This is a genomic window from Deinococcus aquiradiocola, from assembly GCF_014646915.1.
Taxonomy (GTDB): Bacteria; Deinococcota; Deinococci; order Deinococcales; family Deinococcaceae; genus Deinococcus; species Deinococcus aquiradiocola.
Window position 1 is genome coordinate 1 of the sequence record NZ_BMOE01000015.1, and the last position, 14,042, is coordinate 14,042.

Annotated in this window: 17 protein-coding genes and 1 pseudogene; 4 read left to right on the forward strand and 14 right to left on the reverse strand. The window is 69.7% G+C overall.

Annotated elements, in window-relative coordinates; genetic code table 11:
• Positions 1–572, reverse strand: a pseudogene (locus IEY33_RS16155) (ATP-dependent zinc metalloprotease FtsH); the annotation flags it as partial.
• A gap of 166 nt (positions 573–738) precedes the next feature.
• Between IEY33_RS16155 and IEY33_RS16160 the strand changes: the two are divergent.
• The 3 genes from IEY33_RS16160 (at position 739) to zapE (ending at position 3,141) form a co-directional block, all read left to right on the forward strand.
• Complete coding sequence (locus IEY33_RS16160; protein ID WP_188964327.1) at positions 739–1,233, forward strand: DUF4384 domain-containing protein; 495 nt, start codon at positions 739–741, stop codon at positions 1,231–1,233.
• A gap of 128 nt (positions 1,234–1,361) precedes the next feature.
• A complete protein-coding gene (locus tag IEY33_RS16165; protein ID WP_188964328.1) occupies positions 1,362–2,066 on the forward strand; it encodes a S4 domain-containing protein in 705 nt (234 codons plus the stop codon).
• A 91-nt stretch (positions 2,067–2,157) separates the two neighbouring features.
• Positions 2,158–3,141, forward strand: a complete 984-nt coding sequence (gene zapE / locus IEY33_RS16170) for a cell division protein ZapE (RefSeq protein ID WP_188964384.1) — start codon at positions 2,158–2,160, stop codon at positions 3,139–3,141.
• 76 nt (positions 3,142–3,217) lie between these two features.
• Here zapE and IEY33_RS16175 read toward each other — a convergent pair whose 3' ends face one another.
• The 10 genes from IEY33_RS16175 to IEY33_RS16220 form a co-directional block, all read right to left on the reverse strand.
• Positions 3,218–3,613, reverse strand: coding sequence for a hypothetical protein (locus IEY33_RS16175; protein WP_188964329.1), 396 nt, complete (start codon positions 3,611–3,613; stop codon positions 3,218–3,220).
• Complete coding sequence (locus IEY33_RS16180; protein WP_188964330.1) at positions 3,606–4,190, reverse strand: VUT family protein; 585 nt, start codon at positions 4,188–4,190, stop codon at positions 3,606–3,608. Before IEY33_RS16180 ends, IEY33_RS16175 begins: the two co-directional genes overlap by 8 nt.
• 104 nt (positions 4,191–4,294) lie before the next feature.
• Positions 4,295–4,765: a hypothetical protein gene (locus tag IEY33_RS16185; RefSeq protein WP_188964331.1), complete on the reverse strand. Its 471-nt coding sequence runs from the start codon at positions 4,763–4,765 to the stop codon at positions 4,295–4,297.
• Positions 4,766–4,889: 124 nt separating this feature from the next.
• Positions 4,890–5,573, reverse strand: coding sequence for an arginase (locus IEY33_RS16190; RefSeq protein WP_188964332.1), 684 nt, complete (start codon positions 5,571–5,573; stop codon positions 4,890–4,892).
• A complete protein-coding gene (locus tag IEY33_RS16195) occupies positions 5,574–6,770 on the reverse strand; it encodes a hypothetical protein (RefSeq protein ID WP_188964333.1) in 1,197 nt (398 codons plus the stop codon). It lies immediately after the preceding gene.
• A gap of 305 nt (positions 6,771–7,075) precedes the next feature.
• Positions 7,076–8,518, reverse strand: coding sequence for a 30S ribosomal protein S12 methylthiotransferase RimO (gene rimO, locus IEY33_RS16200; protein WP_188964334.1), 1,443 nt, complete (start codon positions 8,516–8,518; stop codon positions 7,076–7,078).
• A 236-nt stretch (positions 8,519–8,754) separates the two neighbouring features.
• A complete protein-coding gene (locus IEY33_RS16205; RefSeq protein ID WP_188964335.1) occupies positions 8,755–8,958 on the reverse strand; it encodes a hypothetical protein in 204 nt (67 codons plus the stop codon).
• Between the two features lie 97 nt (positions 8,959–9,055).
• Positions 9,056–10,339 carry a cytochrome b gene (locus IEY33_RS16210; RefSeq protein WP_188964336.1) on the reverse strand — a complete coding sequence of 428 codons (1,284 nt, stop codon included), beginning with the start codon at positions 10,337–10,339 and terminating at the stop codon, positions 9,056–9,058.
• Positions 10,336–11,001, reverse strand: coding sequence for a QcrA and Rieske domain-containing protein (locus tag IEY33_RS16215; protein ID WP_188964337.1), 666 nt, complete (start codon positions 10,999–11,001; stop codon positions 10,336–10,338). Before IEY33_RS16215 ends, IEY33_RS16210 begins: the two co-directional genes overlap by 4 nt.
• Before the next feature lie 70 nt (positions 11,002–11,071).
• Positions 11,072–11,869, reverse strand: a complete 798-nt coding sequence (locus IEY33_RS16220) for a c-type cytochrome (protein WP_373288123.1) — start codon at positions 11,867–11,869, stop codon at positions 11,072–11,074.
• Here IEY33_RS16220 and IEY33_RS19110 point away from each other — a divergent pair.
• Entirely contained in the window at positions 11,868–12,023 is a 156-nt protein-coding gene (locus IEY33_RS19110) for a hypothetical protein (RefSeq protein WP_194517279.1), read from the forward strand. The genes IEY33_RS16220 and IEY33_RS19110 overlap by 2 nt on opposite strands.
• A 205-nt stretch (positions 12,024–12,228) precedes the next feature.
• Here the strand turns inward: IEY33_RS19110 and IEY33_RS16225 are convergent, their stop codons facing one another.
• From IEY33_RS16225 to IEY33_RS16235, 3 genes are read right to left on the reverse strand one after another with little or no spacing between them, the layout of a single operon-like run.
• The gene (locus tag IEY33_RS16225) at positions 12,229–13,068 is read right to left on the reverse strand and encodes a serine hydrolase (RefSeq protein ID WP_188964385.1); all 840 of its coding nucleotides are present in this window, start codon (positions 13,066–13,068) and stop codon (positions 12,229–12,231) included.
• The gene (locus IEY33_RS16230) at positions 13,068–13,310 is read right to left on the reverse strand and encodes a hypothetical protein (protein WP_188964339.1); all 243 of its coding nucleotides are present in this window, start codon (positions 13,308–13,310) and stop codon (positions 13,068–13,070) included. Before IEY33_RS16230 ends, IEY33_RS16225 begins: the two co-directional genes overlap by 1 nt.
• Entirely contained in the window at positions 13,297–13,947 is a 651-nt protein-coding gene (locus IEY33_RS16235) for a response regulator transcription factor (RefSeq protein ID WP_188964340.1), read from the reverse strand. Before IEY33_RS16235 ends, IEY33_RS16230 begins: the two co-directional genes overlap by 14 nt.
• Positions 13,948–14,042 lie beyond the last annotated feature (95 nt).

Here is a 14,042-nt window from a genome sequence, read left to right on the forward strand (position 1 = left end):
ACGACTTCGACGAGGTCGGCTTTGGCTTCGTCGGCGCCGGCGACGTCCGCGAAGCTGACCTTCACCTGCCCTTCCGAGTGCACTGTCGCCTTGCTCCGCCCGAACTGGGCGGCGCCGCCGCCCTGCTGCGCGCCGCGCATGCTGCGCCACAGGACGGCCAGGATGAGGCCCGCCAGGATGAGGGGCAGCACGGAGTTCAGCCAGTCGAAGGTGCTGCCACTCCCGATGACGCGCACGGGAACGCCCGCCGCGCGCAGGGACGTGAGCGTCTGCGCGTCGGGCGGGAGGACCACGAAGCGGTGCTGGCCGTCCTGCAGGGTGACGTTGGCGCTCCCGTCGCCCTGCAGGGTGAGGCCCGTGACCTTCCCGGCCTTGACGTCCTCGAAGAAGGTGCTGGCAGCGTACGTGCCGGGCGCGAGCGTGCCCTGCTGCTGCTGCGCCTGGGCCTGCGCGGTCTTGGCGGGCGTGGGCTGCAGGCTCGCGCCGGACGCTCCGCCCAGGGTGAGGGTCAGACCGAGCAGCAGGCCGGGAAGTCGTCGGCGATGCGGAGCTGAGACGGGCGCTGGACGCATGGGTCATGCTACCTCCCGTCGTGCCGGACTGTGGCGCCGGGCGTACCATTTCACGCCCGCGTGCCGGGGGAACGGGGGCACTCATGGGTGCGGGATGGGAGGCGGCGCAAGACGGCAGGGAGCGCGGTTCAGGTTTGCGTCAGATGCCTGAGGCTATTGTGTGGGCATGCGTACTGCACTCCTGATCGGAAGTCTCGCCCTCGGGCTGAGCGCCTGCACCGTCTCCGTGCGCCCCAACCTGGCGCTCAGCTCCTCCGGGTCGAACCTGATCACGGCCCTGCAGCCGGACCGTGGCGAGGGCGCCACCTACGCGGTCGGCAGCACCATCCGCTTCCAGCTGACCACGCGGACCGCCGGGTACGTGACGCTCGTGAGCCTCGACCCGAACGGGAACAGCAACGTCATCGTGCGCAGCGCGTACGTGAACGCCGGGACGACGGTGTTCCCGCGCGCTCAGGACGGTGCGGGCAGCTTCAGTGTCGCGCCGCCGCGCGGGCTGCAGCGCGTGCGTGCCCTGTTCACGCGCGCTCAGCCGGGCACGGACCTGTACTTCCAGGGCAGTTACGACCAGAACCGCTGGAACGACGCGACGAGCGCGTACGTGCAGGGCTACTCGCCCGCCGACCGTGACGTGCAGGAGACCTTCTTCTACATTCGCTGACCGCGACATGGGAAGGCCGGGCCGCCCTCCTGCTGGGCGGCCCGGCCTTCCCATGTCGCCGCGCGCCCGTGTAGAGCACTGCGACGGGACCGACCTTCTCCGGGCGGACGGGACGGTATTCTGGACGCATGAGCAAACCCGCTGCCCCCAAGTTACCCACCCTGGTCGCGCAGGCCAGAGGTGGCCGGGTCGTGCGGACCGCGTTCGTCGACGCCGAAACCCTCGACCGTCGTCAGCTGCAGGACGACGAGGTCCGCCACCACATCGCCGGAGGGTACCCGGACGCGCGCCGCGTCGTCCTGACCCTCTACCCCGCGCACATCCCGGACGTGGACGCGGGCGTCACCGTGTTCCGCGTGCTGCCGCAGACGGCCGGGTGGGACGCGCAGGACTTCGCCGTGGCCCTGCGGTCCCTGAACCTGCCGGAAGAGACGCTCGGCGAGGTGCGCGAGGAGCGCGGCGCGTTCCTGATCGCCGCGACCGGCAGGGCCGTCAAGGCGCTCGCGGACGTGACGACCCTCGCGGGCCGCGAGGTGGACGTTGAGGAGATCGGCGCGGCCGCCGGGAAGGGCAGCAAGACGCGCGAGGTGGTCGTGCCGAGCATGCGGGCCGACGTGGTGGGCGCCAAGGGCTTCGGCGTGAGCCGCGCGTACTTCCAGCAGGGTGTCGAGGCGGGCAAGGTGCGCCTCAACGGTCAGCCCGCACGGGCGAGCAGCGACATCCGGGAGGGGGACAGCCTGTCCGCCGAGGGCCTGGGCCGCATCGATTTCAAACGCGTCCTGAACGAGACGCGGCGCGGGAACTTCAAGGTGGAACTCGAGGTGCACCGGTGAGCGCCCGCCCGGACCGCGAGTGACGGTCACGTCCGCCGCGCCCGGCATCGACCTGACCGCCCGCCACCCGGAACTCGATCCGGGCAGCCTGATGTCGGCCCTCACGCCCGGACGCCGCTTCCGAGACGTGAGGTTCGGCAGTTACCTCCCGAACCCCGAGTACCCGCCACAGGCGGAAGCGCAGGTGACGCTGCGGGACTTCGTGGAGGGCCTGCAGGTCGCGCCGGACGCGCCGAGCGGCCTGAAGCGCCTCTTCGGACGGCGTGCCGTGCCTGCCGAGGGCCGGGGCGTGTACCTCGACGGGGGCTTCGGGGTCGGCAAGACGCACCTGCTCGCCTCCGCGTACCATGCGGCGAGTGGGCGCGGCCTGAGCGCGGCGTTCATGAGCTTCCAGGACCTGATGTACCTGATCGGCGCGCTCGGCATGCCGCGCGCGCTGGACGCCATGCGCGGCGTGAACCTGCTGTGCGTGGACGAGTTCGAGCTGGACGACCCCGGCAACACGCACATGGCGAACACCTTCCTGGGCGAGCTGATGCCGGGCGGCCTGAACGTCATCGCGACGTCCAACACCGAACCCGGACGGCTCGGCGAGGGGCGCTTCAATGCCCGCGATTTCGAACGGCAGATTCAGGCCATCGCGGGACGATTCCGGAACCTGCGCCTGGACGGCCCCGACTACCGGCAGCGTGGCAGCACGCCCGAGCAGAACCTCACGGACGCCGAGTACGGCGCGTGGCGTGCCCGTCAGGAGGCGGGGACGCTCGCGGAACTGCCGTACCCGGCGCTGCAGGGCGTGCTGCTCAGCGTGCACCCTGCCCGCTTCGGGCAGCTGCTGGAGGGCGTGGAGGCGGTGGGGCTGCGTGGCCTGACGCCCATGCCGAGCCAGAACGACGCGCTGCGCTTCGTGCATTTCGTGGACAAGGTGTATGACCTGGGCGGGCACGCGGCCTTCACGGGCGCGCCGCTGGAGTCGCTGTTCGACGAGACGTACCGGCACGGGGCCTTCGCGAAGAAGTACGCGCGCTGCCTGTCGCGCCTGTCGGAACTGCTGCGCGAGGCCCGCGCCGCGTAGGCAGGTCAGGCCGGAACGAACGCAGGGGCGCCGCGGCCGGATGACCGCTGGCGCCCCTGTGTGTTCCCGGCGTGTCCTACGGCAGGTCGGCCGGTTCCGCGTGGACGCGCACCCGCTGGCGTTGCCGCAGGCCCGCCACGGCGAAGTTCAGTTCCACGTCCACCGGCACGCGCAGCACGGCGGCCGCTTCCAGCGCGACCGTCTGCGCGAGCAGTTCGTTGTCCCGGACGACGCTGTGCGCCACGAAGCCCGGCAGGTACGCGTCCAGCGCGAACAGTTCCAGGAACCACGCTCCGGCGGTGTACGTGATGCTCAGGGTGCTGCCGGGGCCGGGGTTGTGGCTGTACGGGCAGAGTTCCGGCACGTCCAGCAGGTGTTCCTGCCACGTCCGCAGCTGCGGGTACGGGTTCGCGATGACCTTCAGGGCAGGCCGGGCCGCGCCGTGGCCGGGGTGGGCGGCGGGGTCAGTCATGCACGGCGGTCGGGACGATGCGGTCGTGGCCGCGCATCCGGAAGGCCAGCAGGGCCGCGATGAGGTACTTGACGACGATGTCCGCGAAGATGATCTGGAAGATCATGTTCCAGCTCATGTCGCCCAGGAACGCGAGGAGCGTGAATACCACGCTGTCGAGCGGCACGCTGACGGCGTTGCTGCTCAGCACGCGCACCCACCACGAGCGGTGCAGGAGCCGCTGGTACACGCCGGTGTCCGCGAGTTCCCCCACCAGGACCGCCAGGAACGACGCGCCGATGAAGCGCCACGGCGTGCCGGTGAAGTACGCGGCGAGGGTATTTACCAGCAGCGCGAGCGCGATGGCGACGTACACGGCGCGCAGGCCGTGGCGGTGGATGCGGTCGCGGAGCGTGAACACGGCCGCGAAGAAGATCGTGCCGACGCTCAGCTGCCCGTACAGCGGCAGCGCGATGAAGCGGTTGAGGGTCAGGTTGGCGAGCAGGATGCTCAGGACGTACAGGGCGGTCAAGACGTAGCGGGCCGTGTCGTGGGACGCGGCAGTCCGGACCGGCTGAGGGCCGGTGGGTGCGTTCATGGTGCCTCCAGCGCCGCGACAGGACAGGTCACGGGCGATCGAGGTTCCAGGGTAGCATTCCCGGCCCCGTCCCGTCAGTGTGACGCCGCTCTTCCCGGCGGGGGTCAGCGGCCCCAGCGGAGGATGCCGCGCCCCTGCTGCTGCGTGCTGGCGCGGGCGGCCATCTGCTCCTGGTACGTGCGGATGGCGGTCATGAGCCAGTCGGGCGCGTCTCCCCCGGCGGCGAGTTCGTCGAGGCTGATCCAGTTCATGGCCTGAATGATGCCCGCCTGCGGGTTGGGGACGCCGGAGTTGTACGTCGTGCCGAAGATGAGGTTCAGGACGACGCCGCCGTCCGTGAGGCGCAGGGTGTGGCTCCCCACCAGCACGAGTTCCCCGACGGACAGGCCCATCTGGGAGAGGAGTTTGCGGCGCAGGTGCAGTTCGGCGACGCCGCCGCCCACCTCGCCGACCAGCGCGGCGCCCGGCAGGCCGTAGGGGCCGCTCGGCAGCGTGGACGTCGCCTGCCGGACCACCAGGTAGGTGCCGTGATGCTGGACCAGCGCGTAGAAGCCGATGTGGTAGGGCGTGGACATGCTCGGCCCATGGTAACGCAGGGGGCGGGTGTGAGATATCCGTTTTTCTACACCCCCCCCAGCAGGGCGAAGCGCACCGGCGGGCGGGCGGCCCGGCCCGGTGGTCGCCGGACAGCCCGGCGGGTCAGGGGCGGGCGCTGCGGTCGATGGGCGGCGTGCCGAGCGGGGCGGCGTTCAGGGTGCGCGCGAGGTCCAGAAAGGACCGGTCGTGCGCGGGGCTGCTCCACGAGGGGCTCTGCACCAGCAGGACCGCTTCCACGTCACGGGCGGGCGGCAGGTCGGGGCGGCGCTCCAGCCGGACGCGGTCGTGCAGGGGGGCGGGCAGGGCGGCATGCACCTCGGCGCGCGTGCGGTCCAGGTCGTGCCCTTCCGTGACGAGCAGCCCCTCGTGCCATTCGGGGTAGCGGGCCGTGTACGTCCCGATCAGGTCGGCGTGCAGCGCGAGGCCCGCCCAGTTGCCGGGCCGCCAGCGGGCGGGGTCGCCACTGCTGCTGTACAGGTCGTGGTGACTGTCGACGTTCAGGACGTCGCGGCCCGGGTACAGGTGCAGCCACTCGCGCGCCTGCGCGTGACTGAGCGTCACGAAGGCCGGGACGCCCGCGTACGCGCGCAGGGCCTCCCAGCCGGGGTACAGCGGGTAGTCGTCCTGCAGCGCGTCCCAGCCCGCACCGGGACCGCCGCGCCGCTCGGCGCGCTCCTGCCAGCGGCGAACGCGGTCGTGCTCACGGTCCGGCGTGCCCCAGATGGGCGCGTCGAACACGTACTCCGCGCAGCCGCTCCACGCGTCCCAGTCGACGGACAGCAGCATTCAGCGCGGGTACAGGTCACGGAAGGACGCTCCGGCGGGGTTCGCGAGGGCGCGGAGCTTCGCGTACGGCACGGTGACGACCTCGGCGCAGACGAGCGCGACGTGCGGCAGGAAGTTCGGCCACACGGCCAGCCCGGCCCGCGTGAGGTACAGCTCGTACGGGAGGGGGTCGCCCGCGCGGCCCTCGGCGGACGCGAGCAGGTCGCGGCAGTCGGCGGTGTCCCCGCCGGAGGGGTACGCGGCGAGGTACAGCGCCTGGAGTTTCGGGGCGTTCAGGGCGGGCCAGACCGCGCCGGGCTGCGCGGCGAGCGCGACGGGCCTGCCGGTGCGGGCGGAGAGCGTCACGCCGCTCGTGTAGGCGTCCGGGTGCGCGCCGCCACAGAAGTACTGCGCGTCCTCGTGCAGCGACACCAGCGACGCGCTCTGCCACGACAGCGTCCCGCTGCCCGTGAAGTCCGTGCCGTTCTGCAGGTTCGTGCCGTACCCGCCGCGGCAGTCGAAGGCCGACGTGACGAGCTTCAGCTGCAGGTCCTGCAGCGCGGCGTTCAGCGCGGCACTTCCGCCCTGGACGCGCGGGTACGTGACGCCCGTCAGGGGTTCCTTCAGGCCGCCCGTCACCTTCTGCCACGGCCGGTCGAGTTTCAGGAAGGTGTACGGGTCGCCGGAACGGAGGTTCAGCAGGCCCGGCGAGGACGGCAGCGCGAGCGGCACGCGCGCCGCGTCCACGCGGTTCAGGGTGACGGGCAGGCGCGTGCGGCCGTCCGGGCTGCGCCACTGCCCACGCAGGCCCGTGCCGTCCGCCGAGAGGTCCAGACAGCCGCGCGCCACCTGCCCGTCCCCGGTGAACACGGCCTCCACCGCCGCCAGCGCGTACACGGCCGTGCGGTTGGTGGGGCGTCCGCGCGTGAGGGCGATGTCCAGCCCATACCGGTCGTAACTGTAGCGGTCCGGGTGCTCGCTCAGCTGCTCTCCCCCGCCGCGCGTGAGTTCCAGCGTGACGCGCTGCGTGCCGAGCGTGCCGCGGTACACGCCGACCGTCACGCCCTGCGGGAGGGCCGTGGCTTCCACCGCGCCGCACTGCGCGTACAGGGCGCGCCGGGCCGCGGCGTCCGCGTCACCGTCCGGGCCAGTGGTCTGGGCTTGGGCGGACAGCAGGGCGGTGAGGCCCAGCAGGGCCAGCAGGGAGGGAAGGCGCATACCCCGAGTGTAGATCAGGGAAACGGGAGCGGGCAGGTGAGGCCTGCGCCGTCACCCGCCCGCTCCGTCCCGGCAGGTCATACGGTTTTGATCCGGTTCCAGGGATGCCGGAAACAGCACCGACATCCCTTCTTGGGCAGAACGGACGCCCTACAGGACGCCTGCCCGCTTCTTGGGCAAAACAGCGCCCATGACTGGGACAGCTCCGCAGGAGAGGACGCCTGCCCGCTTCCACCTCCTCAAAACCGTACTTGTTGGTGCTTGCTTCGCTCGGCTGAACTTCCAAAGTTCAGCTCAAAACCGTATCAGTGGTGGCTGAAGTGCCCGAGCTGCGGGACGCGCGTCTGCCAGGGGTCGAGCGCGACGACCTCGCCGAACAGGTCGTACTCGTCGCTGTCCTCGATGATGGCCTGCACGCGGTCCCCGATCTTGACCTTCCCGGCGAAGTCCGCGGCGTACAGGTACACCTGCCCGTCGATGCCGGGGGCATCACCGGCGGTCCGGCCGATGAGGCGCGTGCCGGGCACGGTGTCGTCCTCGTCGTCGTTGTACTCGTCGATGATGACCTGCACGGTGCGGCCCACCTTGCGGGCGAGGCGTTCGGTGCTGATGCGCTGCGCGACCTCCATGAAGCGCGCGAGGCGTTCCTGCTTCACGTCCTCCGGCACGGCGCCGTCCAGGGCGTTCGCGTCCGCTTCGGGCACGTCGCTGTACGTGAAAGCACCCACGCGGTCGAGCTGCGCGGCCTCCAGGAAGTCCAGCAGTTCCTGGAATTCGGTTTCGGTCTCGCCGGGGAAGCCGACGATGAAGGTGCTGCGGATGGTGAGGTCCGGGCAGATCTCGCGCCAGCGGCGGATGGTGTCGAGCTGCTTGCCCGCGCCGGGGCGACGCATGAGCTTCAGGATGCGCGGCGACGCGTGCTGCAGCGGCACGTCCAGGTACGGGAGGATCTTGCCGTCCCGCATGAGTTCCACGACCCGGTCGACGTGCGGGTACGGGTACACGTAGTGCATGCGGACCCACACGCCCAGCTCGCCGAGTTCACGGGCGAGGTCGGTGAGGTGCGCGGCCACCTGGCGCTCCTGGAATTCGGAGTCGCGGTGCCGGATGTCCACGCCGTACGCGGAGGTGTCCTGCGAGATCACCATGAGTTCGCGCGTGCCGCCCGCCACGAGCCGGAACGCCTCGTACAGGACGCTGCCCGCATCGCGGGACACCTGCAGGCCGCGCAGTTTCGGGATGATGCAGAAGGCGCAGCGGTGGTTGCAGCCTTCCGCGATCTTCAGGTACGCGTAGTGGCGGGGCGTGAGCTTGACCTGCGCGGTGTCGCCCAGGCCGGGAATGAGGGCCGTGAAGGGGTTCTCGTCGCGCGGGAGCAGTTCGTGCACGGCGGCCATCACGTCGTCCACGGCTTCGCTGCCGGTGATGGCGGCGACCTTGGGGTGGCGGGCGCGGATCGTTTCGGGCCGCTCGCCGAGGCAGCCGGTCACGATGACGCGGCCCGTCGCGTCGAGCGCCTCTCCGATGGCGCTGAGGGATTCCTCCACGGCGGGCGTGATGAAGCCGCAGGTGTTCACGATGACGGTGTCGGCGTCCTCGTAGCTGTCGGCCACCTGGTAGCCCTCGGCGCGCAGCTGGGTGAGGATGCGTTCGCTGTCCACCAGGGCCTTGGGGCAGCCCAGGCTGATGAATCCGACCTTCTTGATGTCCGCGCCCGCATGTTCCTGCGGCGTCAGTTGCTGTGTCATGCCGTTCTCCCTGTGGTGTTGCTGGGCGTCGCCGCGAGTTCGGGGGCCGCCCTCAGCACGCGCCGCTCAGGTGCCCTGAGCAGTGTCGCGTCTCAACCGCGCATGTTAGCGCGTGAAGGCGTGATGAAGGGTGGCCCGGCAACAAAGTGAAGGGGCAGGAAGTTCGTGCGGATGCCCGGCGCTTCGTGCTCGTCCCACCCGGATTGAACGTGTGCAGGGTTCGACCGGGATCAGGATCAGTTGCGGTGGTCGCGCGGCGCGGCGTGGCAGCCGATCTCGTGCGGGCCAGGCAGCAAGCCGCGCGCCGCGAGTTCCTGCAGCACGTCCCGGCAGTAGGCACGCAGCACGTCCGGGTCGGCGTCTTCGACGGTCGTGGCGTCAAGGGCATACAGGCGGGCCTGCCGGGCCAGCCAGACGTCCAGGGCCGCGTCGCTCGTCATGCTGTCCAGTCTGCCACACCCCGGCCGGGCGCGGTCCGGTCCGGCACAACGAAACAGGGCAGCCGGAGCTGCCCTGCGGGAGTAATGGGTGTGGCGTTCAGTCGTCGGCGGCGGCGGCGTGCGACACGTCGCGCTCGTCGGCGGCCTTGAAGGCCTTGATGCCGCGCACGATGGCGATCGTCACGAAGTACGCCACGAGCGGCCCGACGAAGGTCATGATCCAGAAGGGCGCGACGGGCCACTGGAAGTCGTTCTTGTACCCGGCGACGCTCCAGACGATCAGCAGCGTGAAGAAGGCGATGCCGCCAGCGAGACGCTTGGGGTGGTCGGTGGGGTTCTCGCTGTAGTACAGGTTGTCCTTGCTCTTGTCGAAGACCGGGACGGCCAGCATGACGAGCAGGGTGAGGGTGGCGATCACGATACCGCCGATGAATTCCGGCCCGATCTCACCGCCGAACAGCGTGAACTTGGCGCTGGCGGGGATCATTTCGAGCACGCCGAAGATCCACAGCAGGTACCAGTCGGGCTTGATGTTCGCGACGGGGTTGTCGGACGCCGGGCCGAACACTTCGACCGGGTGCACGGGGATGAACGCGGCGAACAGGATCACGATGCCGGCCATCAGGAAGGCGAGCATGAGCGCGATGGGGGTCTGCTGGGTGCTGAGCGGCACGCCGACGATCTTCTTGTAGGCGATGCGCTTGGCGTACTGCGGCTGCGTGTGCTTCTGCTTGATCATGATCAGCATGTGCGCGCCGGTCAGGCCGAGCAGGATGGCGGGCAGCAGCATGATGTGGTAGCCGTACACGCGGGGGATCATGTAGGCGTTGTCGAGCGCGAACTTGCCGCCGAAGGCCGCCTGCGCGAGCCAGTCGCCGACCCAGGGGACGCTCTGCACGATGCCGACGACCACGCCGAGCGTCGTCTTGGCGAAGTTGTCGTAGGGGAGGCTGTAGCCGGTCACGGCGGTGATGATCGTGAAGACCAGCAGCAGCATGCCGATCCACCAGTTGATCTCGCGGGGCTTCTTGAAGCTGCCCGTGAAGTAGATGCGCATCATGTGCAGGATGCTGGCGGCGACCATCAGGTTCGCGGACCAGTGGTGGATGCGGCGCAGCATGTCGCCGAACGGCATCCAGTTGATGCGCAGGATGCTGCTGTACGCGGCGGGCACCATCTGGGTCTTGTCGAGGAAGCTGGGGACCATGCGGGTGCTCGGCTCGTACGACAGCGCCAGGAACACGCCGGTGAGGAGCAGCACGATCAGCGAGAACAGCGTGATCTCACCCAGGAAGTAGGTGTGATGCACCGGGAAGGCCTTGCGCAGGAACTTGTCGTTCAGGCGCGAGATGTTCAGACGTTCGTCGAGCCACTGGTTCATGCTTTCTCAAGCTCCTTCTTCTGCGTCTCGAACTCGGCTTCGGTGATGTCGTACGGCAGGGACTGGAAGAAGTCCTGCACGACGACCTGCCCACCGACGACCTTGATCGGCAACTGGGGGAGGCCCGCCGGGGGCGGACCGTCGGCCACTCGGCCACCTTGCGTCATGTCGTACACACCGCCGTGGCAGGGGCAGACGGCCGCTTCCTTCAGGCCCTTGGAGGGGTAGGCCTTCACTTCGACGGCGCAGCCGAGGTGCATGCACTGGCGGGAGTACACCACGATGCCCTGGTCGGTGCCCTTGATGTCGGTGGGCGCCTTGAGCTGCGCTTCGGGGAACTTGGCGATGATGAGCTGGTTGCGCGCGATGCCGCTCTTGACGACGTCGGTGCCGTTGACCTTGCCTTTCGGGAAGGCGAACACGACCTGCCCTTCCTTGATGTCGGCGAGCGCGACGGGCGCGTTGTTTTTGGCGGGGTCGGCGTACACGAGCACGTCGCCCTTGGCGGGCAGCGTCTTCTCGGGCGTGAGGGTGTTGGCGGGCTTGACGCCGCCGACGATGCTGAGCAGGCTCAGGCCGCCGATGCCGACGGTGGTGCCCATGGCCGCGTTGATGAACTTGCGGCGGGTCATTTCGGGGTCCTGACGTACGTACTTGGTCACAGCGGTCCTCCCTTGCTGTCTGGGGTGCGTTCGGGTGTGGCGGGCCACCTTGCCCGCCACGGGTGGGGGTTTACCAGGGGAATTCGCCGCTGGCGTCCTCGACGACGACCTCGCCGTCCATGAAGTACTTCTTGTAGAGGCCGAGCACGAGCGCGATCAGCAGCACGACCATCGCGGCGTAGAAGCCTTCGGCGGTGACCTGCGGGGCGACGGGCGTGGCGGCGTTCATGCCGGCGATGCTGGTGAGGATCTCGCGGACGAACAGCACGCTGAAGAGGATCACGCCGGCCATCGCAGCGATCATCGCGGTGATGGTCATGGGGGTGCTGCGGACCTTGTGGATGCCGGGGCGCAGTTCGGCGCCTTCCGCCCAGTGGCTGTACAGGCCGATGATGCCGTACGTGAGGAGCAGCATCACGAAGGTCACGAGGAAGATCTCGGGCAGCTTGATCTCTTCGGGCACGAAGCGCGATCGTACGCGGATGACTTCGGGGCTGACCTTGCCGGCGCCCTCGGCGAGCGTGGCGGGCGTGACGAGGTCCTCGCTCTTGTTGCCCCAGCTGTTCAGGACGTAGTTGGCGACGGCGTACACCTCGTTGTCCTTGAGCTTGCCGCCGTTCTCGATCCCGAAGGCGGGCATGGGCGCCTTGCCTTTCAGGATGCGGGTCACGACGAGCGCGTGGTCGCCGGTGATGGCGGTGTTGGCCGCGAGTTTGGGGCCCACGCCGCCCTGACCGGCCGCGCCGTGGCAGCCCGCGCAGTTCGCTTCGTAGATCGCCTTGCCGCTGGTGGGCCACTCCTTGGCGATCACGGCACTCAGGGCCGGATCGACCGCGACCGGCTCCGGCGCGGTCTCGGTGTTGAACATGAAGAGCAAGATGATCCACATGAAGGCGGCCACCACGATGGCCACCGCTGGCATGACTGCGTCGTTTCGTTCCACGTTTCCCCTCTCGTTTGGCCTGCTGCCCCCGGGTCTGGCCCGTTGGGCAGGTGCGCGCCTCACCCGAATGCTGACTTGAACCGAAGGCGGCGACGGGCGAAGCGTGCAGCCCTTCTGATGCGTTCAGCGTACCATGCCCCGGCGGCGTGCCAGAATCCTGCCACACCTGCCCGCAGGCGTTTTACCCGCCCGGTAACCACCCGGACATTCGGACGAGCCGGAAGGCGCAGCTCTGGCCAGTCTGATTCGTCACGTCACACTGTAATCCCGTGTGCCGGGCGGCGTCAGTAAGAATGTCCCCCGAACGGCCCTCCGAGGGCGTGCAGCAGCGGCCAGATTGTAGCGGCGAGCAAGGTCACGTCCCGGTTGTCCGGATGTTCGCGCGGGTCGCTGCCGTCCACGCTCAGCACCGCCACGCTGAGCGGCCTGGGCAGCAGCAGCAGGCCCGCGTCGTGGTGCACGCCCGTCAGTTCGCCGCTCTTGGACAGCACCCGGTACAGCGGCTCGCCGTCCACGCCGCGCGGCACGTGGCGCGCCAGGATGTCCCGGAACTGCTGGCGGCCCAGGATGTCCAGCGCGAGGCGGGTGTGCGCGTCGTCCAGCAGTTCGTGCCGGTACAGGCGCGTCAGGAGCGCCGCAGTGTCGCGGGCGGTGGTGGTGTTGCGTTCCCCGCGCCGCTGCGCGTCGTTGCGCAGCTCCGGCGGAAGCTGCAGGCGGCCCACCAGCCGCGTGTCCGGCAGGGTCTGTGCCAGCCACGCCTGCACCCGCTCCAGGCCCAGCCGGGAGATGACGAGGTTCGTGGCGGTGTTGTCGCTCACGATCACCATCAGGGTCAGCAGGTCCTCCCAGGTGGGCGTCAGGCCCGGCGAGAGTTCGTGCAGCACGCCGCTGCCCGGCACGCGGTCCTCGGCGCGCAGCGGCACGCGCTCCGCGAGCGGCACCTCGCCCTCCTGCGCGGCCAGCAGGCCCCGCACGAGCAGCGCGACCTTCACGATGCTGGCGGCAGGCAGCGCCTCGTCCGGACGTTCGGCGTGCAGCGTCTCCCCCGTCCGGGCGTCCTGTACCACCACTGCCACGCGGCCCGCGAAGCCCTGAGAGGTCAGGGCGCGCTGCACCCCGCCCATCATTCCAGGTCCGGGAGGAGGCCCGCCAGGCCCGCGAAGGGGTGCGGGGCCGCGACCGGCCTCAGGGTGCAGAACGGGACGGCGCCCTCCGGCTCCACGCGGTGCGGGCAGGTCGGGCACTCCGGGAACGCCTGATCGGTGTACGCGAGGTCCGCTTCCCCGGACGCGAGGTCCCAGGTGCGCTCGCAGCCCGCGCGGTACGTCTGGACGCCGGGCGCCGGGCGGGCCTTACGACTGCTCAAGGTTCGCGATGCCTTCGCGCAGGGCGTACAGGGCCGCCTGCGTGCGGTTGTTGAGCTGGAGCTTGTTGAAGATCTCGGACAGGCGGTTGCGGACCGTCTTCTCGGAGATGTCGAGCCGCATGGCGATGTCCTGGTTCGAGAAACCCTGCGCGAGCAGCTTCAGGATGGTCGTCTCGCGTTCGTTCAGGTCGGCGTGCTTCTCGCTGGGCAGCACCTCGCGCTTGTCGCGGAAGTCGTCGAGGACGTTCTGCGCCATTTCCGGGTCGAGGAGCGCCTCGCCGCCCGCGACGCGCCCGATGGCGTCGAGGAGCGTGGCGGCGTCCGCGTCCTTCAGGATGTACCCGCGCGCTCCGGCCTTCACGGCCTCGAACACGTAACGGTCCTGGCGGTACATGGTGATCATGATGACCTTGGCCTGCGGGTCGATCTCCAGGATGCTCTGCGTGGCCTTCACGCCGTCGAGTTCCGGCATCTGGATGTCCATCAGGATCACGTCGGGGTGGGTGTCGGCCGCGTACCGGATCGCTTCGCGGCCGTTGGCGGCCTCGCCGATCACGCGCATCCCTTCCGATTCCAGCAGGCTTCGTAGGCCCTGCCGGAACAGGGCGTGGTCGTCGGCGAGCAGCACACGAATCATGCGGGCAGTGTAGTGCCTGCGCGGGGCGGCGAGTGTCCGTCAGGTTGCCGTCCGGCGGGCGGGCGCATGCAAGGGTCGTGTCAGACCGGGCCTGT